This window comes from Pseudarthrobacter sp. PH31-O2, from assembly GCF_030063265.1.
Classification (GTDB): domain Bacteria; phylum Actinomycetota; class Actinomycetes; order Actinomycetales; family Micrococcaceae; genus Arthrobacter.
Genome location: NZ_JASIST010000004.1, coordinates 11,328 through 34,975, shown reverse-complemented (window position 1 = coordinate 34,975; position 23,648 = coordinate 11,328). Strand labels below are relative to the sequence as shown.

General features: G+C 67.0%; 21 protein-coding genes. 10 read left to right on the top strand and 11 right to left on the bottom strand.

All coding sequences use genetic code 11. The annotated features are described in order from the left end of the window. Nucleotides 1-17 precede the first annotated feature (17 nt). The 5 genes from paaE to paaA are packed head-to-tail and all read right to left on the bottom strand — an operon-like array spanning nt 18 to nt 4,097. Entirely contained in the window at nt 18-1,250 is a 1,233-nt protein-coding gene (gene paaE, locus QMG72_RS07810; RefSeq protein ID WP_283480203.1) for a 1,2-phenylacetyl-CoA epoxidase subunit PaaE, read from the bottom strand. Between the two features lie 9 nt (nt 1,251-1,259). After that, a complete protein-coding gene (gene paaD / locus QMG72_RS07805; protein ID WP_226773539.1) occupies nt 1,260-1,814 on the bottom strand; it encodes a 1,2-phenylacetyl-CoA epoxidase subunit PaaD in 555 nt (184 codons plus the stop codon). 11 nt (nt 1,815-1,825) lie between these two features. Further along, nucleotides 1,826-2,767, bottom strand: coding sequence for a 1,2-phenylacetyl-CoA epoxidase subunit PaaC (paaC, locus tag QMG72_RS07800; RefSeq protein ID WP_283480201.1), 942 nt, complete (start codon nt 2,765-2,767; stop codon nt 1,826-1,828). Beyond that, nucleotides 2,764-3,069 (bottom strand): 1,2-phenylacetyl-CoA epoxidase subunit PaaB, encoded by a 306-nt coding sequence (gene paaB / locus QMG72_RS07795; protein WP_024367847.1) that lies wholly within the window; start codon nt 3,067-3,069, stop codon nt 2,764-2,766. The genes paaC and paaB overlap by 4 nt, the downstream gene beginning before the upstream one ends. Continuing rightward, complete coding sequence (gene paaA / locus QMG72_RS07790; protein WP_226773533.1) at nt 3,066-4,097, bottom strand: 1,2-phenylacetyl-CoA epoxidase subunit PaaA; 1,032 nt, start codon at nt 4,095-4,097, stop codon at nt 3,066-3,068. Before paaA ends, paaB begins: the two co-directional genes overlap by 4 nt. A 201-nt stretch (nt 4,098-4,298) precedes the next feature. On the opposite strand from paaA, the gene QMG72_RS07785 reads away from it, so the two are divergent. From QMG72_RS07785 to QMG72_RS07770, 4 genes are all read left to right on the top strand, one after another. Then, nucleotides 4,299-5,417: an LCP family protein gene (locus QMG72_RS07785; RefSeq protein ID WP_226773534.1), complete on the top strand. Its 1,119-nt coding sequence runs from the start codon at nt 4,299-4,301 to the stop codon at nt 5,415-5,417. Next, nucleotides 5,383-6,012 carry an arsenate reductase/protein-tyrosine-phosphatase family protein gene (locus QMG72_RS07780; RefSeq protein ID WP_282358605.1) on the top strand — a complete coding sequence of 210 codons (630 nt, stop codon included), beginning with the start codon at nt 5,383-5,385 and terminating at the stop codon, nt 6,010-6,012. The genes QMG72_RS07785 and QMG72_RS07780 overlap by 35 nt, the downstream gene beginning before the upstream one ends. Nucleotides 6,013-6,086: 74 nt before the next feature. Beyond that, nucleotides 6,087-7,145: an LCP family protein gene (locus QMG72_RS07775; protein ID WP_282358606.1), complete on the top strand. Its 1,059-nt coding sequence runs from the start codon at nt 6,087-6,089 to the stop codon at nt 7,143-7,145. Between the two features lie 62 nt (nt 7,146-7,207). Further along, the gene (locus tag QMG72_RS07770) at nt 7,208-9,409 is read left to right on the top strand and encodes a S9 family peptidase (RefSeq protein ID WP_226773537.1); all 2,202 of its coding nucleotides are present in this window, start codon (nt 7,208-7,210) and stop codon (nt 9,407-9,409) included. Nucleotides 9,410-9,464: 55 nt separating this feature from the next. Here QMG72_RS07770 and QMG72_RS07765 read toward each other — a convergent pair whose 3' ends face one another. Then, nucleotides 9,465-10,025: a GNAT family N-acetyltransferase gene (locus QMG72_RS07765; protein ID WP_283480199.1), complete on the bottom strand. Its 561-nt coding sequence runs from the start codon at nt 10,023-10,025 to the stop codon at nt 9,465-9,467. A gap of 86 nt (nt 10,026-10,111) precedes the next feature. Beyond that, on the bottom strand, nt 10,112-11,281 hold the full coding sequence (locus QMG72_RS07760; RefSeq protein ID WP_282358609.1) for an acetate kinase: 1,170 nt from the start codon (nt 11,279-11,281) through the stop codon (nt 10,112-10,114). 185 nt (nt 11,282-11,466) lie between these two features. On the opposite strand from QMG72_RS07760, the gene QMG72_RS07755 reads away from it, so the two are divergent. Beyond that, nucleotides 11,467-11,715 carry a hypothetical protein gene (locus QMG72_RS07755; protein WP_226773142.1) on the top strand — a complete coding sequence of 83 codons (249 nt, stop codon included), beginning with the start codon at nt 11,467-11,469 and terminating at the stop codon, nt 11,713-11,715. Here the strand turns inward: QMG72_RS07755 and pta are convergent, their stop codons facing one another. After that, nucleotides 11,716-13,827 carry a phosphate acetyltransferase gene (gene pta / locus QMG72_RS07750; RefSeq protein ID WP_282358614.1) on the bottom strand — a complete coding sequence of 704 codons (2,112 nt, stop codon included), beginning with the start codon at nt 13,825-13,827 and terminating at the stop codon, nt 11,716-11,718. A gap of 234 nt (nt 13,828-14,061) precedes the next feature. Here pta and QMG72_RS07745 point away from each other — a divergent pair, with 234 nt between their 5' ends. The 4 genes from QMG72_RS07745 to QMG72_RS07730 all read left to right on the top strand — a co-directional run bounded on the left by QMG72_RS07745 (nt 14,062) and on the right by QMG72_RS07730 (nt 17,561). After that, nucleotides 14,062-14,601: a hotdog fold thioesterase gene (locus tag QMG72_RS07745; RefSeq protein ID WP_226773140.1), complete on the top strand. Its 540-nt coding sequence runs from the start codon at nt 14,062-14,064 to the stop codon at nt 14,599-14,601. A gap of 17 nt (nt 14,602-14,618) precedes the next feature. Next, nucleotides 14,619-15,947 (top strand): phenylacetate--CoA ligase PaaK, encoded by a 1,329-nt coding sequence (paaK, locus tag QMG72_RS07740; RefSeq protein ID WP_226773139.1) that lies wholly within the window; start codon nt 14,619-14,621, stop codon nt 15,945-15,947. An 85-nt stretch (nt 15,948-16,032) separates the two neighbouring features. Then, nucleotides 16,033-16,638: a TetR/AcrR family transcriptional regulator gene (locus QMG72_RS07735; RefSeq protein WP_226773138.1), complete on the top strand. Its 606-nt coding sequence runs from the start codon at nt 16,033-16,035 to the stop codon at nt 16,636-16,638. A 65-nt stretch (nt 16,639-16,703) separates the two neighbouring features. Further along, nucleotides 16,704-17,561 (top strand): DUF427 domain-containing protein, encoded by an 858-nt coding sequence (locus QMG72_RS07730; RefSeq protein ID WP_226773137.1) that lies wholly within the window; start codon nt 16,704-16,706, stop codon nt 17,559-17,561. A 61-nt stretch (nt 17,562-17,622) separates the two neighbouring features. On the opposite strand, the gene QMG72_RS07725 is transcribed toward QMG72_RS07730, so the two are convergent. Next, nucleotides 17,623-18,030, bottom strand: a complete 408-nt coding sequence (locus QMG72_RS07725; RefSeq protein WP_226773136.1) for a VOC family protein — start codon at nt 18,028-18,030, stop codon at nt 17,623-17,625. 176 nt (nt 18,031-18,206) lie between these two features. After that, entirely contained in the window at nt 18,207-20,318 is a 2,112-nt protein-coding gene (gene paaZ / locus QMG72_RS07720; RefSeq protein ID WP_226773135.1) for a phenylacetic acid degradation bifunctional protein PaaZ, read from the bottom strand. Between the two features lie 162 nt (nt 20,319-20,480). Between paaZ and QMG72_RS07715 the strand changes: the two genes are divergently transcribed. Next, on the top strand, nt 20,481-20,897 hold the full coding sequence (locus tag QMG72_RS07715; RefSeq protein WP_226773134.1) for a PaaI family thioesterase: 417 nt from the start codon (nt 20,481-20,483) through the stop codon (nt 20,895-20,897). 40 nt (nt 20,898-20,937) lie between these two features. Here QMG72_RS07715 and QMG72_RS07710 read toward each other — a convergent pair whose 3' ends face one another. Further along, a complete protein-coding gene (locus tag QMG72_RS07710; RefSeq protein WP_283480197.1) occupies nt 20,938-23,640 on the bottom strand; it encodes a S1 family peptidase in 2,703 nt (900 codons plus the stop codon). Between the last annotated feature and the right edge of the window lie 8 nt (nt 23,641-23,648).

Sequence of the window (23,648 nt, the reverse complement as noted above, 5' to 3'; positions counted from 1 at the left end):
GAGTCGGGGTTGGTTCGTTAGACGTCGAAGTCGACGGTGACTTCCGGCGTCGTGGGGTGGGATTGGCAGGTGAGCACGTAGCCCTTGTCCAGTTCGTCCTGCTCCAGCGCGTAATTCTCATCCATTGTGACGGCACCGGTGACTACCTTGGCACGGCAGGTTCCACAGACGCCGCCGGCACACGCGAAAGGTACGTCCGGGCGGACGCGGAGCGCCGCGTTCAGGATGGATTCACGGGCGTGGGTCGGGCTGGCCACCTCGCCCTGGAGGCCGTCCAGCTTGAAGGTGATCTTGAACGTGGACTGGGATTCGTCCACAATCACCGGGCGGCCGGCATTGCCTTCGGGACGGTCCGGCTTACCGGTGCTGAACAGTTCGAAGCGGACCTGTTCCGGGTCGACGCCGCGCTCGGCCAGGGTATCCCGGCACAGTTGCACGAGTTCGAACGGGCCGCACAGGAACCACTCGTCGACGTCCTCGGCGTGGATGGCGGTCCCCAGCAGGGCCTGCAGCTTTTCCGCGTCGATCCGGCCGCTGAGCAGCGGGGCGATCCGCTGTTCCCGGGAGAGCACGTGGTGCAACGCGAGCCGGGCCGGGTACTTGTCCTTCAGGTCGGCGAGTTCCTCCAGGAACATCACATCCATCGCGGCCTTGTTGGCGTAGACCAGGTCAAAGCGGGTTTCGGGATGTGCGGCGAGCAGCGTGCGGGCAATCGCGATCACCGGGGTAATCCCGGAACCGGCGGCGATCGCGACGAAAGAGCCGGGCTCCCCCGCGAGCTCGCTGGCCATGTCCTCCGGATGGTTCATCGAGTTCATCAGGTTCTGCTCTTTGCCGTCCCGGCCGTGCCGGGACACAAACGCACCCATCGGGCTCATCACGTCCAGCACGTCCCCGGCCGTGAGCTCGGCGTTCGCCCAGGTGGAGAACTGCCCGCCCAGGTCCTTCTTGATCGCTACCCGGATCTCGCTGCTGCCGTCCGCAAAGCTCCTCGGCTCGGCGCAAATCGAGTAGCTGCGCCGGACTTCCTTCGGCTCGCCGGACTTATCCGGGAGGGTAGTGCGCAGGGCAACGTACTGGCCCGGGAGGTAATCGAACTGGCCCGCGAGTTCGGCCGGAACGCCGAAGGTCACCTCGATCGCATCATCGGTGAGCCGGCGGACCTCATCCACGGCCAGCGGGTGGAAGGACGCACGACGGCGGCCGGTGGCTGCGGCCGTTTCAGCGGCGGTCTGTCGGAGAACAATCATGGCGTTTCCTTAGATGACTTTGAAGTAGTCGAAGGGTTCCTTGCAGTCCTGGCAGACGTACAGCGCCTTGCAGGAGGTGGAACCGAAGCGGGTGAGTTCCTTGGTGTTCAGCGACGAACACTGCGGGCACTTGACGGCGAGGGACAACCGGACCGGGCCGGCGTGCCGGAGGGCGGCAGAGCGGCCCGACGGCGGCGCGATGCCATACTCCTGCAGCTTGGCTTTGCCGGCCTCGCTCATCCAGTCAGTACTCCATGCCGGGGAGAGGACCATGTCGACGTTGACGCTGGGGTAGCCTTCCCGTTTGAAGGCCGCCGTGAGGTCATCGCGGATGGCGTCCATGGCGGGGCAGCCCGAGTAGGTCGGCGTGATCGTGACCTGCACGGCGGGGACCATCCCGCCGTCGTCGTAGATCCTGACCTTGCGCAGGATCCCCAGGTCCTCGATCGTCAGGACCGGGATTTCCGGGTCGCAGACCGTGGCCGCGAGTTCCCAGGCCTTCTGCTCGGGCGTCCGCGGGGCCGCAGGGCGGCCGTCGGCTGCCGTGGGGTGGCTGACGTACATGTCCATCGTGGTTACCAGCTTGCCCCGGGGTACTCGCGGGCGAGTACCTGCATCTCGGCTAAGAGGTAGCCGAGATGTTCGGAGTGCAGTCCCCGGCGTCCGCCGCCGGGGGCCGGCTGAACCGCGGGAACGTCCAGTTCGGCTGCGGCCAGGACCTCGCCGGTAAGGCGGTCGAAATCGGCGCGCAGGCTGGAGGGCTCGACGGCGGCACCGCACCCGGCCAGGCGGGCGGTGAGTTCGTCGTCGCGGAAGAGCTCGTCGACGTAGGGCCAGATGACCTTGAAGGCGTGGATAATCTTCGCGCGGGACTCGTCAGTGCCCTGGGCCAGGCGCAGCACCCACTGGGCGCTGTGGTCGCGGTGATAATCCACTTCCTTGACCGCTTTGGCGGCGATCCCGGCCAGGGTGGTGTCGGTGGAGGCGGCCAGCCGGCGGTAGAGTTCGAACTGGTAGTAGCTGACCACGAGCTGGCGGGCGATGGTGACGGCAAAGTCGCCATTCGGAAGTTCAAAGATTTCGACGGACCGGAACTCCGGCTCGCGGCGAAAGTAGGCGAGGTCATCTTCGCTTCGACCGTCTAATCCGCCGGCATAGCTGAGGAAGGACCGGGCGTGCCCCAGCTGGTCCAGGGCGATGTTGCCCAGGGCGATGTCTTCCTCGAGCTCCGGGGCGCGGGAGATCCAGTGGCCCAGCCGCTGCGCGAGGACCAGGGCGTCATCGCCCAGCCGCAGGGCGAACTCGGCGGCGTCAGCGCTCGGCTTCGCGGTTCCCTGGCTTACGGCAAGGGCGATGTCCTCCGGACGGAGGGCATTGCCGGGGGTGATCCGGGTAGCGCTGGCCGTGGCCTCGCCACTGTTGCCGGAGCCGTTGACGCCGACGGAGATGTCCCCGTGACCGGCCGTTTCCGCTGCTGCGGGTGCTGCCGCTGCGGCAGTTTCAGGTGAGGTGCTCACAGGTGCTTCACGCCCTCGCTCTTGGTGTAGTACGTCGCGTGCCGGTAGTCCTTGCCCTGGGGAGACTCGAAAAAGGAGCCCTTGGCGTCAGGATCGGACGAGGCGATCGCGTCCGCCGGGACAACCCAGATGGACACCCCCTCGTTGCGGCGGGTGTAGAGGTCTCGGGCATTGCGCAGCGCCATGGCGGCGTCCGGCGCGTGCAGGGAGCCGGCGTGGACGTGGGAGAGGCCGCGGCTGGAGCGGACAAAAACCTCCCAGATGGGCCAGACGTTGCCTGCGTGCGGTTCGGGAGTTGTCATGCTGCGGATTCCTTCTCTGCTTGCTTGCGGCTCTGCTTTTCAGCGTAGGCCGCGGCGGCTTCGCGCACCCAGGTGCCGTTGTTGTGTGCTTCCCGGCGCCGTTCCAGGCGCTGGGCGTTGCAGGGGCCGCGGCCGGCGAGGATCTCGTGGAATTCATCCCAGTCCAGCGGACCGTGCTCCCATTTCTTGGTTTCTTCGTTGAAACGGATGTCCTTGTCCGGGAGGGTGAGCTCCAGGACCTTGACCTGCTCCATCATCATTCCGACGAAACGGTTGCGCAGTTCGTCGTTGCTGAAGCGCTTGATGTTCCAGGCCATGGACTGCTTGGAGTTGGGCGAGTCGTCATCCGGCGGGCCGAACATCATCAGGGCCGGGGCGTACCAGCGGTTGACCGCGTCCTGGGCCATCTGCTTCTGCGCCGGCGTGCCGTGGGAAAGTTCCAGCAGGATCTCGAAGCCCTGGCGCTGGTGGAAGGATTCTTCCTTGCAGACGCGGACCATGGCGCGGCCGTAGGGGCCGAAGGAGGCGCGGCAGAGCGGCACCTGGTTGGCGATAGCGGCGCCGTCGACCATCCAGCCGATGGCGCCCATGTCCGCCCAGGTGCGGGCGGGGTAGTTGAAGATGGAGGAGTACTTGGCTTTGCCGTCCATCAGCGCCTGGTTCATCTCATCGCGCGGCTGGCCGAGGGTCTCGGCGGCGGAGTACAGGTACAGTCCGTGGCCGGCCTCGTCCTGGACCTTGGCCATCAGGATGGCCTTGCGCTTGAGGCTGGGGGCGCGGGAGATCCAGTTGGCTTCCGGCTGCATGCCGATGATCTCCGAGTGCGCGTGCTGAGAAATCTGGCGAAGCAGGGTCTTGCGGTATGCCGGGGGCATCCAGTCGCGGGGCTCGATCCGCGAATCGTCAGCCATGACTTTGTCGAAGTATGCCTGGCCTTCAGCGTCACGCCGGGCCACATCTTCGAGGCTCTGTTCGTGCCGTGCCGCTGTTGGCTCTCCGGGCACTGACTGCAGGGTCTGCGCTGCCATGGTTGCTCCTATGCATTTTCCGATAAATAATTACCGACCGTTCGTTCAGGATATGCGGAAGGCCGGAGATGCGTCAAGCACTGGAGCTCCACCACGACTGCAGGAAAACCCAAGTTCCGGAGCGTACCGTCTGCACCATCGACTGCAGCGAGGTCTCCCGGCGCTCTCCGCCGGACGCTGCACCGAACTCAGGAGACTCTAATGTCGAATCACGGGGAAGTGGATCGGAAGGAATCGTCAGGAAACGGAACGCCGCCGGGGGCGGCGCGCCGCGACCGGGCGGCCAGGACAGTTCACGGCAAACGCGGCCGCCGGATCCTGCTGGGCGTGCTGCTGGCCCTTGTGCTCGCGGTCCCCGGTTCGATGGGAGCCTACGTCTTTTCGATGGCCCAGATTTTCGCATCCCAGACCCGGGAGATCAAAAACGCGTTCCCGGCGGAGGCCGTCCGGGTCCGGGCCCAGGCGGTGCCGGCCGGCTCCGCGAAACCCATAAATATCCTGGTGATGGGCAGCGACAGCCGCGATGCTTCCGGCGGCGCGGCTGCCGAGGCGGTGGCCGGAGCACCCTCGAACCAACGCTCCGACACGCTGATGCTGGTTCATATCCCGGCTGACCGCGCCCATATCTACAGCATTTCGATCATGCGCGACCTCTGGACGACCATCCCCGGGCACGGCGAAGCCAAGATCAATGCCGCCCTGGCCTTCGGCGGCGTCCCCCTGGTGGTGCAGACAGTGGAATCCTTGCTGCAGCAGCGGATCGATCAAGTGGTACGGATTGACTTTGAAGGATTCCAGGGACTCGTCGACGCCATTGGCGGGGTCACCGTGGACGTCAAGGTGCCGTTCACCGGGACGAGGGCCAAGAGCGAATATGTCTTTAATGCGGGCGCGAACACCCTCGATGGCGCCCGAGCCCTGGCTTTTGTCCGCGAGCGTTATGCCTTCGCCGACGGCGACTACCAGCGGGTCCGCAACCAGCAGTTGCTCCTGGCCGCCGTCATCGGCAAAACCCTGGACGCCGGCACCGTCCAACGCCCGCTCACCCTCGAACACGCGCTTAGCGCCGTCGCCCCCTTCGTGAGCGTGGCGCCTGCCCTGGACCTGGTCGAAGCCGGCCGCCTGGCCGTCAGCCTCCGGGACGTCCACCGCCAGGACATCGCCATGTTTACCCTGCCCACGGCCGGGACCGGCACGTCGGCAGACGGGCAGTCCATTGTCCTGCCTGATCCGTCCGCCATCGAGGAGATCAAGGCCGCCCTCAGCAACGATAGACTCGGAGACTATGTTGCTGCCCAAGGCCTCGGAGCCGGAAACTAGCGATGGTTCGCCGTCGTTACCCATTCGGATCCTTACCGTGTGCACCGGCAACATCTGCCGGTCCCCCGTTGCCGAACGCCTGCTCCAAACCGGACTGAACCAGGTGCAGCCCGGGGCTTTTGAGGTGCGGAGCGCTGGAACTCGGGCCATGGCGGGCGATCCGATCCAGCCGCTGTCCCAAGACATCATCACAAGCTACGGCGGCACGCCGGACGGGTTCGCGGCCCGTCAGCTGACCCCGGAGATCCTGCGGCAAGCAGATCTGGTGCTGGCGATGTCGGCACAGCACCGCGGCGAAGTCATCCATCTGGACGCCGCCCTGCTAAAGCGCACCTTCACCATCCGCGAATTTGCCCGGATGCTCGAAGCGCTTGAGGACCGTGGCATCCCTGCCCCGGCAGGCGACACAGCCGCGTTCTGGCGTGATCTCCCGGCCCGCGCGGCCGCTGTCCGGCATCTCGCGCAAGCCCCGGAACCGGCCGACAATGACGTGGTGGACCCCTACCGGCGCGGGCCGGAAATCTACCGCCAAATGGAGGATGAACTTTCCCCGGCCATCCGCACCATCCTGCGGTTCGCCCGGCAGCACGGCTGAACCCGGCAGCCCACGGCTGAACCCGGCGCCGTCGGTTGCTCCCGGTCGATCGCTTACGGTGGTAGTGTCCGGCCATGGGAACGGAGCCGGAACCGGCAGAAGCAGCCAAAGCCACGGCACCGGGCGTGGCGCATCGGCGCCGGACAGTTATCATCGCCCTCATTGCCGGCCTGGCGGTCCTCGCCGTCGCCGCCGCGGCGCTGCTCCTGAACATGCCCCGCACCGAAACCGCAGCCCCGGTGCAAACGTCCCCGGCAGCGCAGCAATCGCCCGCCGCCACCCCAGCCCCGACGCCGGATCCGCCGCCCGCCGCGCTGAACATCCTGCTGATCGGCAGCGACAGCCGGGTGAACGAGCGGGCCATCGCGGCCTCCGGCGCCGCCTCGGACCAGCGCGGTGACGCGCTGGTCTTTATCCATCTCCCGGCCGACCGGCAAAGTGTCTACGGCATCTCCATCATGCGCGACCTCTGGGTCGATATCCCGGGCTACGGGGCAGCAAAGATCAACGCCGGACTCGAACTGGGCGGGGTGCCGCTGATGACACAGACGGTGGAATCCCTGCTGGGCCAGCGCGTGGACCACAGCCTTATGCTGGATTTCCAGGGTTTCGCGGCCCTGACGGACGCCCTCGGCGGCGTCGACGTCGACATCAAGCAGCCCTTCACCGGCACCATCGACGACTTCGTGGACTTTCCGGCGGGTGTGAACAGACTGAACGGACCGCAGGCCCTGGCCTTTGTCCGCGAGCGCCATGCCTTCGCCGACGGCGACTACCAGAGGGTCCGGAACCAGCAGACGTTCCTGAAGGCCGTGCTGGCCAAAATGGCGGCCGAAGGCGGGCTCTCGGACGCCAACACCGTGAAGCAACTCGTGGCGACGGTCCTCCCGCACATCACCGTCGACCCGGGACTCACGCTGGAAACGCTGGAGCGGCTCGCCTCCAGCCTGCGAAGCACGGCACCAGGCAACGGTGTGTTCTTTACCCTGCCCACCGCCGGCGTTGGAACCAGCAGTGACGGCCAATCCATCGTCCTGCAGGACCCCGCTGCCACGGCCGCCGTCTCGGCAGCACTGACCTCCGGGACCCTGCCCGGGTACATTGCCGCCAACAATCTTCAGAACGGGAACTGAAGCACCCGCCGCGGTGACCGGGCCGCAGCAGTGACAGTGCTGCCGGACGGTAGATTGGAGCCATGACCACGACTCCGGCGCAGCCGTCCCCGCAAGCCCCCGTTGCCAAAAAAGTCCCCGCCGTCCGCACCCGCCACGGCGATGCCTTCGAGGACAACTACGAGTGGCTGCGAAACAAGGAATCCACCGAGGTCGTGGAACTGCTCCAGGCTGAGAACGATTACCAGGAGGCCATGACTGCCCACCAGGAACCGCTGCGCGCGGCCATCTTCGCCGAGATCAAGGGCCGCACCCAGGAGACGGACCTATCCGTCCCCAACCGCAAGGACGGCTGGTGGTATTACACCCGTTCGGTGGAGGGCCAGGAATACGGCATCCAGTGCCGGGTACGGGCCCAGGACACCGGGGACCGCGTCGCTGACTGGACTCCCCCCGCCGTCGAGGTCGGCGTCGACATTCCGGGCGAGGAAGTCCTGCTGGACGGCAACGCCGAAGCAGCGGGCCAGCCGTTCTTCGCCGTCGGCGGGGCCGCAGTGACCCTTGACGGGAATCTCTACGCCTACGCGGTGGACAACGCCGGGGACGAGCGGTTCACGCTGCGCATCAAGGACCTGCAAACCGGGGAGCTGCTCCCCGATCTGATCGAGAACATCTTCTACGGCATTTCCTTCTCCCCCGACGGTACCCGGATCTTCTACACCGTGACAGATGATTCCTGGCGGCCGTACCAGGTGAAGTCGCATGTGCTCGGCACGCCCGTCACATCGGACAAAGTCATCTACCAGGAGGACGACGTCGCCATGTGGCTGGGCTTCGAGCTCTCCGCCGACCGGCGCCATCTGGTGCTGGGTATCGGCTGCTCAGAGTTCAGCGAAACCCGGCTGCTGCGCTTCGACGCACCCGAGGCCGGGCTCAGCACGGTAATCTCCCGGGACGAACGCATCCTCTACGAGGCCGAACCCTTCCTGCTGGCCGGTGCCGAAACCATCCTGCTCACCCACAACCGGGACGCCATCAATTCCATGGTCTCGCTGGTGGATCCGGCCGAACTTGCCAAGCCGCTCGCCGAGCAGGCCTGGACCACCGTCGTCGAGCACTCCGACGAGGTGCGAGTCAACGGTGCCGGCGTCACGTCCACGCACCTGGTGGTCTCCGTCCGCAAGGACACGATCGAGCGGGTGCAGGTACTGCCGCTGGCCGGGCTCGGAACGCCGGAGCAGGGCGCGGCGGTGGAACCCGGCTTCGAGGAAGAGCTCTACACCGCGGGGGTTGCCGGTTCGGACTACGAGGCCCCCGTCATCCGGATGGGCTACACCTCCTATTTCACGCCGTCCCGGGTCTACGACTTTGTCCTGCCCACCGCGGAACAGCCCGCAGGCGTACTCCTGCTACGCAAGGAAAGCCCGGTCCTGGGCGGCTACAACGCCGCGGACTACGTTGCCACCCGCGAATGGGCGGTGGCTGCGGACGGGACCAGGATCCCGCTGTCAGTGCTGCGCCATGCCGCCGTGCAGCAGGATTCGACGGCGGCAGGCCTGGTCTACGGCTACGGCTCCTACGAGATGAGCATGGACCCCGGCTTCGGCATCCCCCGGCTCTCCCTGTTGGACCGGGGCATCGTCTTTGTAATCGCGCACGTCCGCGGCGGCGGGGAACTGGGCCGGCACTGGTATGACGACGGCAAGAAGCTGCAGAAAAAGAACACCTTCACGGACTTCATCGCGGCCACTGACTGGCTGGCAGCGTCCGGCTGGGTGGACCCGGCACGGATCGCGGCGATGGGGGGCTCCGCCGGCGGCCTGCTGATGGGCGCCATCGCCAACCTGGCGCCGGAGAAGTACGCTGCGATCGTCGCGGCCGTTCCGTTCGTGGACGCCTTGACTACCATCCTGGACCCGGAGCTGCCGCTCTCCGCACTGGAATGGGAGGAATGGGGCAACCCGATCACGGACCCCGAAGTCTACGCGTACATGAAGTCCTACACCCCCTACGAAAATGTCCGTGCGGTGGACTATCCCAAGATCGCGGCGGTCACCTCGTTTAATGACACGCGGGTGCTCTACGTGGAACCCGCGAAATGGGTGCAGCGGCTGCGCGAACTGAACACCGGCAGCGAGCCGATCGTGATGAAGATCGAGATGGAGGGCGGCCACGGCGGAGCGTCGGGCCGCTACGTGCAGTGGAAGGAACGCGCCTGGGACTACGCCTTCGTTGCCGACTCCCTGGCCGCCACGAAGCTCCTCCCGGGCGCCGGACTGAAATAGGAGGGGCTGGTTGGGGGACTCCCCCAGCCTGTCCTCTTCGTCAGTACGTTGAGTCCTAAGCCGGCTGCAGGGACATCCACTCGTCCGCGAGGATGGCGAAGACGACTTCCGTGGCCCACTGCCCCTTGTAGTGCCACTTGTCCAGCTGCGTAGCTTCCAGCCGCATGCCGAGCCGTTCGCACAGCGCAGCGGAGGCCGCGTTGAGGGCATCAAGCTTGGCATTGATCCGGTGGAAGCCGAGCTCCTCGAAACCAAGCCTCAGCAGCGCCTGTGCCGCTTCGGTTGCGATGCCGTTGCCCCGTGCCGCCGGGGCGAGGCTCCAGCCGATCTCCGCCTGACCGCGGCCCGGCAACCACTTCAGCACCACCTCGCCGAGCAAACCGGGCGAGTCCGCAGCCTCGATGGCCAGGCAGATCCAGTCGCCCTCCTGCTCGAAGACGAAATTGGCGTATTTGCCCACGGACTCCATGGACTTGGTGTAGCTCTTCGCCTCCCCCGGCAGGAACCTGGCGGTTTCGGGCAGCGAATGGTAGGCGTGGTACGCAGCCAGGTCCCCGGCCCGGAAGCGGCGCAGGACCAGCCGTTCGGTGCGCAGGGGCAGATTCAGTTCCGTCATGGCCCCAAGGCTACCCGCCCAACTGACTCGCAGTTACGGCCGTTATGGGCGCCCAAAACGGCCCCTGCTGCGAGTCAGTTGGGAGGTCACCGAGCAGGCGACGAGGAGGAGACGACGGCGGCCGTGGCCTCCGCGATGGCACGCTCCTCATCGGTGGGAACTACCAGTACGGGAATGGCCGAGGACGTCGAGGAGATGACCCGGGGCTCCCGGGAGCGTTCGCCGTTCAGGCCGGCGTCGAGCTGAACGCCCAGGGCGCCCAGCCGCTCCGCCACCAGGGCGCGGAACTGATGCGAGTTTTCCCCAATCCCGGCCGTGAACACCAGAGCCTTCGCCCCGCCGACGGCCACGTGGTAGCCGCCGATGTACTTGGCAAGCCGGTAGGAGGCGACGGCGAGGGCCATGGCGGCTTTGGCGTCCCCGGCCCCGGCGGCCTCCACCACGGAGCGCATATCGTTGTTGCCGGCCAGGCCCTTGAGCCCGGACTGCCGGTTGAGCATGGCGTCCAGATCCTCCGGGGACCACCCGGCCCGGCCCAGGAAGACCAGGATGGAGGGGTCCAGGTCACCGGAGCGGGTACCCATCACCAGTCCCTCCAGCGGCGTGAAGCCCATGGAGGTGTCAATGGACTGTCCGCCGCGGATCGCCGCGACCGAGGCGCCGTTGCCCAGATGCGCAATGACGGCGTCGAACTCCTCGGACGGGATGTCCAGCAGCGCCGCGGCCCGGTGCGCGACGTATTCGTGCGAGGTGCCGTGGAAGCCGTAGCGGCGGATTCCATGGTTGCTGTAGAGCTCGTCCGGCACCGCGTAGCGCCAAGCGTACTCCGGAAGGGTGCGGTGGAACGCGGTGTCGAACACTGCCACCTGCGGTATGTCCGGCCATTTCTTCGCGATCGCGCGGATGCCGAGCACGTTCGCCGGGTTGTGCAGCGGAGCCAGCGGATTAAGCCGCTCGATGGCGCGGATGATTTCGTTGGTAACCAGGACCGGCTCGGCGAAGCGTTCCCCGCCGTGCACCACCCGGTGCCCGACGGCGTCGAGCGCCCGGCCGCCGAGGGCCGCGTGGATCTTCGCATCCACACGCTCCAGTGCCTCCGCGTGGTCCCGGGGGCCTTCGATCCGGCCGTCGCCCCCGCCGCCGTTGCCCATCCCGATCTCCTCGACGAGTCCTTCGGCAAGCACACTGCCGGCATCGACGTCGCGCACCTGGTACTTCAGCGACGACGAGCCGGAGTTGATAACGAGCACGAGCATGGGGCCTCCTACGCCTTGGCTGCTGGGCTGACCCCGAAGGGCGCGCCGGGACGGGCATCACGCCGGAGCCTGTCGGAGCGCTCCTGGAAACCACTATAAATTGCCCGGCCGGCCATCCGTTGCGGAGAGCCGCGGCGGCGGTTTAGAGTCGGCGGACCACCTGGACGACTCCTGAAGGGATTTCCATGACTGAGAACGCAACCCCTAACGACAGCGCCGAACCGGACAGCGGGTCCGGCACGCCGGATCCCACCGGGGTGGAGGGCGCGAACCCGGCCCTCGACGACACCGGGAAGCTTAAGGCCGCCGAAGTCGGGAAAGCCGCCGAGGCCCCCGAAAACCTGGCGGACCTGGATCTCACGCCTACGGGCCTGGCCGACGCACCTGCCGAGCAGGAAGATCCTGACAGCCCGGCAAATCCGGAAAACAGCTGACTACGCATGGGCAGCCGCGGGGATCGGCTGCGCGGCGGGCTCCACGGACTGCGCCTGGATGGCCGTGATGGCCACCGTGTTTACGATGTCCTCCACGGTGCAGCCGCGGGACAGGTCGTTCACCGGCTTCCGGAGTCCCTGCAGCACTGGCCCGACGGCGACCGCCCCGGAAGACTGCTGCACCGCCTTGTAGGTGTTGTTACCGGTGTTCAGGTCCGGGAAGATGAACACGGTGGCCTGCCCCGCGACGGACGAACCGGGCATTTTGGAGTGCGCGATCGCGGCGTCCACGGCCGCGTCGTACTGGATGGGACCTTCCACGGCGAGGTCCGGGCGGCGGGACTTCACAAGTTCGGTGGCCTGCCGGACTTTGTCCACCGCCTCGCCGGTGCCGGAGCCACCGGTGGAGTAGGAGAGCATGGCCACCCGCGGCTCCACCCCAAACTGGGCTGCGGTCTCGGCTGAGGCCAGTGCGATGTCCGCCAACTGCTCCGCGTTCGGGTCCGGATTGACTGCACAGTCGCCGTAGACCAGGACCCGGTCCGGCATCAGCATCAGGAACACCGAGGAAACGATTTTGACGCCCTCGCGGGTCTTGACGAACTCCAGGGCGGGACGGATGGTGTGGGCTGTGGTGTGCGCGGCACCGGACACCATGCCGTCGACCACACCCAGCTGCACCATCATGGTCCCGAAGTAGCTGCCGTCCAGCATCGCCTCCAGGGCACGGGCCAGGTCCACACCCTTGTGGCCACGCAACTGCGCGTACTCCTGGGCAAACTGCTGGCGCAACGCCGAGGTCGCGGGGTCCACGATGCTGATGCCGGAGAGGTCGATCCCCTGGGTGGACGCCAGTTCCCGTACCGCCGACTCGTTGCCCAAAATCGTGAGGTCGCAGACATCGCGCCGGTGCAGGATCTCGGCTGCACGCAGGATCCGCACATCGGCCCCCTCGGGCAGGACAATGTGCCGGCGCTGCAGCCGGGCCCGTTCGATGAGGTCGTGCAGGAACCGCAGCGGCGTCATTCGCTCCGGCCGGGGCAGGTGCAGCCGTTCCAGCAATTCAGCCTCATCCACCCGTTTGGACCACAGGCCCAGGGCGGAGGCTACCTTGCGGCGGTGGCCCGACCAGATCTCGCTGCGCACCTCGGACACCCGCTTTGCGGTGACGTAGGTGTCGTCCGGGGCCGCAAAGATCGGGAACGGTGCCTGCGCCAGCAACGAGTAGATGGTGGGCTCGGGAGACAGCCCGCCGGTCAGGATCAGCGCGGACGGAACCGGGAACTCCGGGGAGAACGACGAAGCGAGGCACGCGACCAGCACGTCGGCGCGGTCACCGGGAACGATCACCAGGGCGCCGTCGTCGAGCACGTGCAGGAAGTTGGCGACGTTCATGGCCGCCACCTTGACCGAGTGCACGTCGCGTTCCAGGTCCGGCCGTCCGGCTACCTGGCCCAGGCCAAGGGCTGCGGCAACCTCGCCGGTTGTGGGCCTGGCGATTGATTCCAGCTCGGGCAGGACGTACACGGGCCGGCCCGAGGCGCCGGGGCGGACGGCGGCCGCAATGCCGTCCAGGTCCTCCGGGTCGGCCCGGTTCACCATGATCGCCAGGAGCGAGCAGCGTTCGGCAAGGAGTTCCTTCCGGGCAACCTCGACGGCGTCGGCCGCCTCCGCAATGGTCCTGCCTTTAGCCCCCACCACGGCGACGACGGCGGCGGCGAGGTTGTTGGCGAGGCGGGCGTTGAGGTCGAATTCGACGGCGGCGTCCTGGCCGGTGAGATCCGTCCCCTCCACGATCACAACGTCGCAGTTCCGCGAGATGTCGGCGAAAATCTCAACGCAGCGGGCGTCGATCTCCGCACGGTTGCCCTCGGCCAGCAGCGCGCGGACTTCGGCGTACGTCAGGCCGCCGCGGCAGCGCTGGTCGTCCAGATCGAACCGGGCCTTCATCAGCGCCACCATCGGGTCCGACGCGGCGTCGTTGCCGTGAACCACCGGCTTGAAGAAGCCGATGCGGTCAGCATGGCGGTGCAGCGTGTCCGCCAGTCCCAGCGCTACGAGCGACTTCCCGGAACCCGGCGTGGTCGCGCTGACGTATATCCCCTTGGCCATGATCCGCCCTTTGCTGTGAAGTGGTGCTGCATCCCTCCCAGCCTACTTTCTTCCGGCGCGGTACCCGTTTTCGGGCCGCGGGTTCCAGGCGCGGGCTCCCGGCGGATTTTGCCGGAGTTTGACTGTTCTGCGGCCGCTGCCAACCGCTTCACACGCCCGCCCGCTCTTGACAGGAGGCACCCGGATGGGATTACCTAATGAACATTCGGTAAATAAAGCTGGAGGCAATGACGCATGGCTGAACTGACGATTTCCGGCGACACCCACCCCATCCTTAAAGACGACTACGCCTCAGAGTGGATGGGCATAGAAGTTGTGGCACTGGACGACGGACACGCCACGATCCGCATGACGCTCCGGCAGGAAATGCTGAATGGATTCGGCATGGCCCACGGCGGAATGATCTTCGCCTTCGGTGACACGGCCTTCGCGCTGGCCTGCAACCCGGCCAGCCCGGAACCAGGTGAAGCCGGAATCGACACCGGCACCATCACCGTGGCCTCCGGCGTCGATATCAACTTCCTCAAGCCAGCCTTCCGCGGCCAGGTGCTGACCGCCGTCGCCAACCGCCGCGCCAGCACCGGACGCAGCGGCCTCTATGACATCCAGATCTACGCCGTCGATCCGGGCGCGGGCGCGCCTTCGGCCCCGCAGCCGGCACCCGCCGGCCCGGCACCCGCCGCCACGGTCCCGGGCAGGCTCCCCGCCGACATCCCCCCGGGCGAACTCGTCGCTGAGTTCCGCGGCCGCAGCCGCACCATCTCCAAGAAATAGAAACAGGGAACCCCAAGATGACCCAAGAAACCGTCGCCCCCACCAGTGATGCCGTCCTGGACCGCGAAGAAACCATTTCCCGGGACGAGCTTGAGGCATTGCAGCTCAGCCGCCTGCAGCACACGGTGGCCTACGCCTACGACCGCGTCCCCCTGTACAAGCGCAAGTTCGACGAGGCCGGCGTCCACCCCTCGGATCTCCGCGAGCTCTCCGACCTGGGCAAGTTCCCGTTCACCACAAAGGAGGACCTCCGCCTGGAGTACCCCTTCGGCATGTTCGCCGTGCCCCAGCACGAGGTGGCCCGGATCCACGCCAGTTCCGGCACCACCGGCCGCGCCACAGTCGTCGGCTACACCAAGAAGGACCTCGCCGACTGGGCAAAGCTCGTGGCCCGCTCGCTCCGAGCCTCCGGCGTCCGCCCCGGCATGAAGGTCCACAACGCCTACGGCTACGGCCTTTTTACCGGCGGCATGGGGGCCCACGCCGGCGCCGAGGCCCTCGGCTGCACGGTGATCCCGATCTCGGGGGGCCAGACCGAACGCCAGATCACCCTCATCCAGGACTTCAAGCCCGACGCCATCCTCGCCACTCCGACGTACCTGTTGACCATCGCCGACGCCATGATGAAACAGGGCATCGACCCGGCCTCCACCTCGCTCAAATTCGCCGTGCTGGGGGCCGAGCCGTGGACCGAGGAAATGCGCCACGAGCTCGAAGTCACCATGAACATCAAGGCCTGCGACATCTACGGGCTCTCCGAGGTCATGGGGCCCGGTGTTGCCGGCGAGGCCGTGGAAACCCAGGACGGCAGCCACATCTGGGAGGACCACTTCCGCCCCGAAATCGTCGACGCCTTCGACCCCACTGTGGTCCTGGGTGACGGGGAACACGGCGAGCTGGTCTTCACCTCGCTCACCAAGGAAGCGTTGCCGATCATCCGGTACCGCACCAAGGACCTCACCCGCCTGCTGCCGGGCACCGCCCGACCTGCGCACCGCCGGATGGGCCGCATCACCGGCCGCAGCGATGACATGATCATCCTGCGCGGCGTGAATCTGTTCCCCTCCCAAATCGAGGAGATCGCGCTGCGGATCCCGGAGTTGAGCCCGCATTTCCAGCTCGAACTCACCCGGCCCGAGGGCCAGCGGATGGACCAGCTGACCGTCCGGATCGAACGGCGCGAGTCCGTCACGATCGAGGGTGTTGCCTCGGCGTCCAAGGCCCTGCAGCAACAGATCAAGATCCACGTCGGGTCTTCCTGCGCCGTCGACGTCGTCGAGCCCGGCTCCCTGGAACGGTCCAACGGCAAGCTCCGCCGGATCTACGACCTGCGGCCCAAGGCCTGACCACAGCACGCCCAGCCCGCCGGCCCGCCCGTTAAAGGCTGACCGGCGGGCAGGCTGATCTTCCGATCGTGAGAAACTAGCGACTATGCCCACAACAGCAACCAGCACCAAACGCGGCCGTCCCGGCTATGACCAGCAGTCAGTGCTGATGATCGCCGTCGATGTCTTTAACCGCCATGGCTACGATGCCACCTCAATGGGCATCCTTGCTGAAAACCTGGGCATCTCCAAGTCCGCGATTTACCACCACGTGCCGTCCAAAGGCGAGCTTTTGAAGCTGGCGCTGGATCACGCCCTGGGCGGCCTGGAAGCCATCCTGGACCAGCCGAAAGCGCAGTCCGGCACCGCCGAAGCCCGGCTGGAATTCGTCCTGCGCGAAACCATTTCGGTGCTAGTGGAGCGGCTTCCGTTCGTCACCCTGCTGCTGCGCCTGCGCGGCAACACCGAGATTGAGCGCAACGCGATGGAACGCCGGCGCACGTTCGACCACAAGGTGGCGGCCCTGATCTCCGCGGCCCGAGACGAGGGATCGCTGCGCCAGGACATCGACCCCCGCACCGTCACCCGGCTGCTCTTCGGCACGATCAACTCCATTGTCGAGTGGTACAAACCCGGCGGTTCCCTCTCACCGGAAAAACTGGCTGACGACGTCATCACGATGGCCTTCAACGGCCTCCAGGCTCCCCGCTAGCCCGGGTTCTACGGACGCCGGCGGAAGCTATTGACCGGGCCCGGCGCCAGGGCCACGCTGGGAGGATGGCCACCAAACTATCCCGCGTGCTGATGGGAACTTTCCCCCAACTGCGCTACGAACCCACTGCCAAGAGGATCCGCGCGATCATCGACCAGGCTGCCGTCGTCGACACGCGGCAGGCCTGGCTGATCTGGGAACCGCGGCGGATCACCCCGATCTATGCCGTGCCGGAGCAGGACCTGCTGTGCGGACTCGCCGCGCCGGCGCTGCCCGCGGCCGTTGCAGAGGAGCACCCTTTCGCCGTGCGGCAGGGCGAAGCCCCGACTTCCCTTGACCCCGGTACAGCGTTTGGCAATCACAGCTGCGCCGGCGAGGAACTCGACGTCATGACTGCCGCTGCTACCTTGCCCAGGGCCGCTTTCCGGCCCGCGGACCCGGACCTGGCCGGTTACGTGCTACTCGATTTCGCGGCCTTCGACTGGCTCGAGGACGACGAGGAGATCATTGGCCACCCGCGCGATCCGTTCCACCGCGTTGACATCCGCGCCTCATCCGCGGAGGTGCAGGTGGCGCTCGACGGCGCGACCTTGGCCGAAACGAATGGCGCGCAACTGCTCTACGAAACAATGCTCCCAGTGCGGTATTACATTCCGCCGGCGGACGTACGGCTGGAGCTGCTGCGGGAGAGCACCAAGCGGAGCGTCTGCCCTTACAAGGGCCAGGCCAGCTACTGGAGCTACCCGGACTCCGCGCACGGCCGGGATATTGCATGGAGCTATGACGGGCGGTTCCGGGATGCCGCCCAGATCCACGGCCTCATCTGCTTCTTTAACGAACGGATCGATCTGAGGGTCAACGGTGTGCTCCAGCCCCGCCCGGTGTCGCCGTGGTCCCGCCCGGACGGTCCGGACGCCCGTTGACGGACGGGGCACAAAATAGCGTCCCGGCGGGCCGGGACGCTATTTTGTGGGATCCTGCACGTCAAAGCTGGTAGTCAGCCGCCGTCGTGATGTTCTCGTGGACGCAAAGGATATTGTGCTCCGTATCCAGGAACCAGGCGCACCTTTCCGAATCGGTTGTACAGATGTGATTGTCGGTCTTGAGCTCCGGCAGGTCGTAGTCCTGGAATTGGACGCCCTTGGCTTCCATCTCCTGGACGGTCCGCTCGATCCCGGAGACTTCAAAACTCAGGGTCGTGTGCTCGGAATGTTTTCCGTCCCCGACGGCCATCAACTGCAGCAGGGGGCCGCCGTCGCTGCCAAAGAGATCGCTTCCGTCGCCTGTCACTCCACGGTGCGGCAGGCCCAGGGTGTCCGCATAAAAGCGGTGGGCGCGCTGTGCATCATCGACTGGCAGGATTGTTGTGGCTTTGTTGAGAATTAAAGTCATTTCGCCACCTCCTACACGGAATATTTTACGCCGGCGCCGGGCGGAAAGAGCCTGTCAATCGCGCCCCAACCCCCAGACGCTCCCTCAGCTATGGCCGCAATACACCCGACGCTCCCTCAGCGAAGTGAGGGAGCGTCGGAGCCGGCACCGCAGGACGTGAGGGAGCGTCGGAAGGGCTACTTCTCCACGAGGGTGAGGACGTCGTAGGTGGCCACGATTTCGTCGTTCTGGTTGGTCAGGACGGCGTCCCAGGCCACCTCGCCGTAGCCGTCGGTCTCGCGCGGCGTGATCTTCTTGGCGGTCAGGGTGACCCGGATCGAATCGCCCGCCGCCACCGGGGTGATAAAGCGCAGGCTTTCCAGGCCATAGTTGGCCAGCACGGGTCCCGGCGCGGGCTCCACGAACAGCCCGGCGCCCCATGCCAGCAGCAGGTAACCGTGCGCCACGATGCCCGGGAAGAACGGGTTGGCCGCCGCTGCTTCCTCGTTGGTGTGGGCGTAGAAGGTGTCCCCGGTGGAGTTGGCGAACTTGGTGATTTCATCCAGAGTCACTTCGCGCAGCCCGGAGCGGATCGCGTCACCGATGTGCAGGGTGCTCAGGTGCTTGCGGAACGGGTGCTGGCCTTCGGTCTCGAGCGTGAAGTTCCGGTCCGCGCCGGTGTGCCAGACGCCCGTGACGGCGGTCAGCATGTTCGGTGAACCCTGGATGGCGGTGCGCTGCATGTGGTGAAGGACCGAGCGAATGCCGCCGAGCTCCTCGCCGCCGCCGGCCCGGCCCGGGCCGCCGTGGACCAGGTGCGGGACCGGCGAACCGTGGCCGGTGGAACTGCGGGCGTCCTCACGGTTGAGCATGTGCACCCGGCCGTGGTGGGCGGCGATGCCGGTGACGAGTTCGCGGGCAACCCCGGGGTCGTTGGTGCAAACGGAGGCTACGAGCGAGCCGCCGCCGCGGGCGGCTAGGCGGACGGCGTCGGCCAGGTCCGTGTAGCCAATCACGGACGATACCGGGCCGAAGGCTTCCAGCGAGTGGACCGCTTCGGCTTCCGGGTCCGCCCAGCTCAGCAGCACGGGGGACATAAAGGCGCCATCGGCGACGACGCCGACTGTGCCGTCAGCGCTGGTGACCTTCGGCGAATCGAGCGTGCCGTAGGCGAGTTCGCCGCCGGCATCGAGCATTGACTGGACCGCTGCCCGAACATCGTCGAGCTGCTCCAGGGACGCCAGGGCGCCCATGGTCACGCCGTCCGCGCGCGGGTCGCCGAGGATCACACGTTCGGTGATCCGCTGCCCGACGGCGGCAACGACGTCCTGGACCAGCGCCTGCGGCACGATGGCCCGGCGGATCGATGTGCACTTCTGGCCGGCCTTGGCCGTCATCTCGGTAACAAGCGACTTGATGTAGGCATCGAATTCCGGCGTGCCCTTGACGGCATCCGGGCCCAGGATGGCTGCGTTCAGGGAATCGGTTTCCGAGGTGAAGCGGACTCCGCCCTTGACCACGTTGGTGTGGGACTTAAGCGTGTTTGCGGTGGAGGCGGAGCCGGTGAAGGCCACAATGTCGCGGTAGTCGAGGTGGTCCAGAATGGTGCGGACCGAGCCGGAAACCAGCTGCAGCGAGCCCTTGGGCAGGATGCCGGAATCGATGATGGCCTTGACCACCGCGGCGGTGACGTAACCGGTCGGGGTGGCGGGCTTAACGATCGTGGGCACGCCGGCGATGAAGGCCGGGGCAAGTTTCTCGAGCATCCCCCACACCGGAAAGTTGAAGGCGTTGATCTGCACGGCGACGCCGGGAATGCGGGTGTAGATGTGCTCGCCGGCGAAGGAACCGTCCCTGGACAGCACCTCCATGGGCCCGTCCACGATCACTTGGGAGTTGGGAAGTTCGCGCCGGCCCTTGGAACCGAAGGTGAACAGCACGCCGATGCCGCCGTCGATGTCGACCATCGAGTCGGTCTTGGTGGCGCCGGTCTGGGCCGAGAGCGCATAGAATTCCTCGCGGCGACCGTTCAGGTACTGCGCGAGTTCCTTGAGCTTGAGCGCGCGCTGGTGGAAGGTCAGTTTGCCGAGTTCCGCCTGGCCGGTGGTGCGCCCGTAGTCCACGACGGCGGCGAGGTCGAGTCCATCGGTGCTCACCTTGGCGAGGAGTTCACCGGTGCTGGCGTCCAGGACGGACGCGGCGCCGGCCGCGGAGCCGGCGTCGGGGGTCCACCAGGAATCCCGGACGAAGCTGGGAACGATCCCGACAGTGTCTACTGTGGGTTCCGGAGCAGTTGCAGTGGTGGTCATCGTTGACGGGTCCTTCCAACAGGGGCAAGATCAACACGGCCAGCATTACTGACCGTCCGTTCGGTAATATGTCCACAGTACATGAATGAGGCCTGCCGCACACTAGCTGCGGCGGCACATACCGGCCTGAGCCCTGGGCTTTCCGGCCAAAGAGGAGACGTTATGACCCCCGAGCCCCGGAATACCGAGCTATGGAAGATCACCCTCGGGGAACTCGACGAAAAAATGGGTGTGAAGATCGTCGAGGAATCCGTCCAGCGGGTGGTGGCCACCATGCCGGTGGAGGGCAACCGGCAGTCCTTCGGGCTGCTGCACGGCGGCGCTTCGCTGGCTGTGGGCGAAGCGGTGGGCTCCTGGGCTGCCGTCATCCACGCAAGCACGCTCGGCAAGACCGCCGTTGGCGTGGACGTCTCGGCAACGCACCACAAGTCTGCCCGCGAGGGAATCATCACCATCACCGCCACCCCCATCCACCTGGGCGGCACCGTCACCACCCACGAGGTGCTGATCACCAACGCGGCCGGCGAGCGGCTTTGTACCCTGCGGATCACCAACCTGCTGCTGGACCGCAGGGGCTAAGCGGGCCACCCCGGGCGCCGGGGCCGGGATTCCGGCCGGACTACCGCACCGTCCGACGCCGGGCAATGGCCAACAAGGCGACGCCGAGCAAAACTGTGCCGCCGGCAAGGCCCGCCATCGGCAGCAGCACCCCCGCACCGGTATCCGGCAACCGTCCTGAGCCGGCCGAAACCACAATGGGCCGCGCTGGTGGATTTACGGCAGGCTGGGCCGGCGGATTTACGGCAGGCTGGGCCGGCGGATTTACGGCGGGCCGGGCCGGCGGTACTGCAGCCCGGGCATCAATGGTGAACGCTACGAGCAGCGGGTCCGAGGCCACGCCGTCGACCGATTGGGTGACGGACAGCGTGTGCGCCCCCACGGCGAGGCCTGAAGGGAACGGGACGCTCCAGCGCCCGCCTGCCACGAGGACCTGCGGAACGAAGGACCGGACCACTGCCCGGGCCCCGGTCCCGGCGCCGCCGGCACCGGCGTGTGCAGCGCCCACGGGTGCCCCGTCGATCGAGACGATGACGTCGGCGCCGTCAACGCCCGTTCCGGAAATCGAGGAGGGAAGCGCGTCCTGGCGGAAGTGCCAGCCGTCCGGGACAGTGGTTTCCGCAGGCGCGGGGGGAATGACAGTGAAAGTTTTGCTGGATGAAGGGCTGTCCGCAATACCCGGGGACGAGAGAGTGGCGGTCGCCGTCACTTTCCCGAAGGCCGGCCGCTCCACCGGAACGGTCCATTGACCGTCCAAAGCCACCGTCCCTGTCCCGGCCACGTCACCGGAGAGCGTCACGACAGCGCCGGGCATTCCCGTTCCGGCAACACTGCCCAGGCCCGGCAGGGCGGCGTCCGCCGGCGTCGTTATTCCAGGCGCAGGCAGGGGCGCCGGTGAGACGGTGGCGGTGAAGGACGCGGGTCCAGAATGGCTGAAGCCGTTCACGGTCTCGGCCGAGAAGGCCAGTTGCCCGGCCGGCAGCGGAGCCCGGAAAGTCCAGTTGCCGGCAGAGTCGACCGGGACCTCCGTTGGCGCCTGGTTGGCAACTGTGATGCGGACCTTTGAGTTGGCGGCTACGGCCGATGCCGGGGCTGCCAGAACCCTGCCGGTGATGTCCTCCCCGGCCTTGACTGTCAGGTTCACCGGCGCCACAAGCTCGGGTTTGTTCAGGAACAGCTGGAGCTCCACGGCGGTGGGGAATGCGGTCAGGGCGTCCTCCAGCGTGGTGGCGATCGCGAAGTTCTCGCCGGAAGTTTCGCCGGCCGAGTGGGTGCCGACGGCGAAGTTGCCGCTGATCCAGGGACCGCCGGAGTCGCCGCCGCTGGATTGGACGTTTTTGGACAAAAAGCCGCGGAAGGCCCGCAGATCCTCCGCGGCGGCCGTCCTTCCCCCCACCACGTAGACACCGGTTTCTTCCACCTGCCCGCAGGACCATCCCGTGGTCCGGCCGGACCGGCACACCTCCTGGCCCTGGAACGGTGCGACCACGCCAATGATCTTCACGGCTGATGGGCCCGGGTTGGCGGCGCTGGCCCAGGTGGTGGCGGCGGGTTGCACGTTGACTCCGCCGTCGAGTGACTCGATGACGGCGATGTCGGTGCCCACGTTGCCGGGGGCCTGCTCACTGCCGGTGATCCAGCTGTTGAGCGGCCCGCCGAACTGGCTGAAGCCAAATCTGCCGAGCGGGGCGCGGGTGCCCGGCAGCGGCGCCGACCCGCCGGCTGTGGCGGAGACAGGCGGCTCGAGTTCGGCCACCCGTGCCGTACCGTCTTCGGCGCAGTGACCAGCTGTCAGCACCAGGGGCAGCCCCGCCGCGCTGAACGCGCCGAACCCGGTCGAGCAAATCGTCCGCCGGTCAATGATGTAGCCTTCCCCGCCGTAAACGTCCGCTTCGGTGGTGAGCGGCAACGCCTGTTCGAGTCGGACGTTGGTATAGCGGGCCACAAAGCTGGCCGCGGAGATTTTCCCTGGCGCCGAGTTAATCGTCGGCTCGCTCGGCTGGTCGGGGGCCGGGGAAAGCTCGGCTTCGGCAGCGTTTGTTCCGCCGGTGCGGATAACGAACCGGCCGGCGGAGTAGGCCACGGCTTGCAGACCGGCCGGCCCCACCTCGCGGACGTAGTCCTGGAACAGCTGCTCGGTGTTGGACGCCACCAGCTCGGCCGCCGAAGGTGCGGGAGTGGGAGCCGTCGAAGGTGCAGGAGTGGGTGCGGGAGTGGGTGCAGCCGTGGGCACGTCCGTGGGCGCGGCCGGCGACGCAGCGGAAGGCGCCTCGAGCACAAACACATCCGCAGCGCCGTTGCCGTTCAGCCCATCGACCCGGGCGCGCAGCTCGGGGCCGCTGCCCTCGATGTGGATCTTTCCGGCCCGCAGGCTGATGCCCAGGTAGCCGGGCAACTCCCGCAGCGACGGAACGGCATCGGCCGCGGTCCGGCCCAGCTGGCCTGCTGCATTGAACTCCTCGAGCGTGATGCCCAGGTCGCGCCGGATGGCCTCGGCGAGTCCGGCATCGCTGATCCCCGGCGCTGCGGTGACGGCTGGCGCGCCCGGAGCGTCAGCTGCGGTCGTGTTGGAACCAGCGGCCGCAGCTGCCGGCGTCGTTGGTGCGGCAGGGGACGCCTGCGCGGATGCTGCGGGAGCGGCTGACGGAGCGGGGTCCGTCCCGCCGGCTTCGGCCAGGGCAGGAACGGCGTAGAACGATCCGGCGAGCGCGATCGCGGCAGCCGCGACCGCCCGCACTGTCAGCTGAAACGTCGGAGTCTTCACCCGGTTAC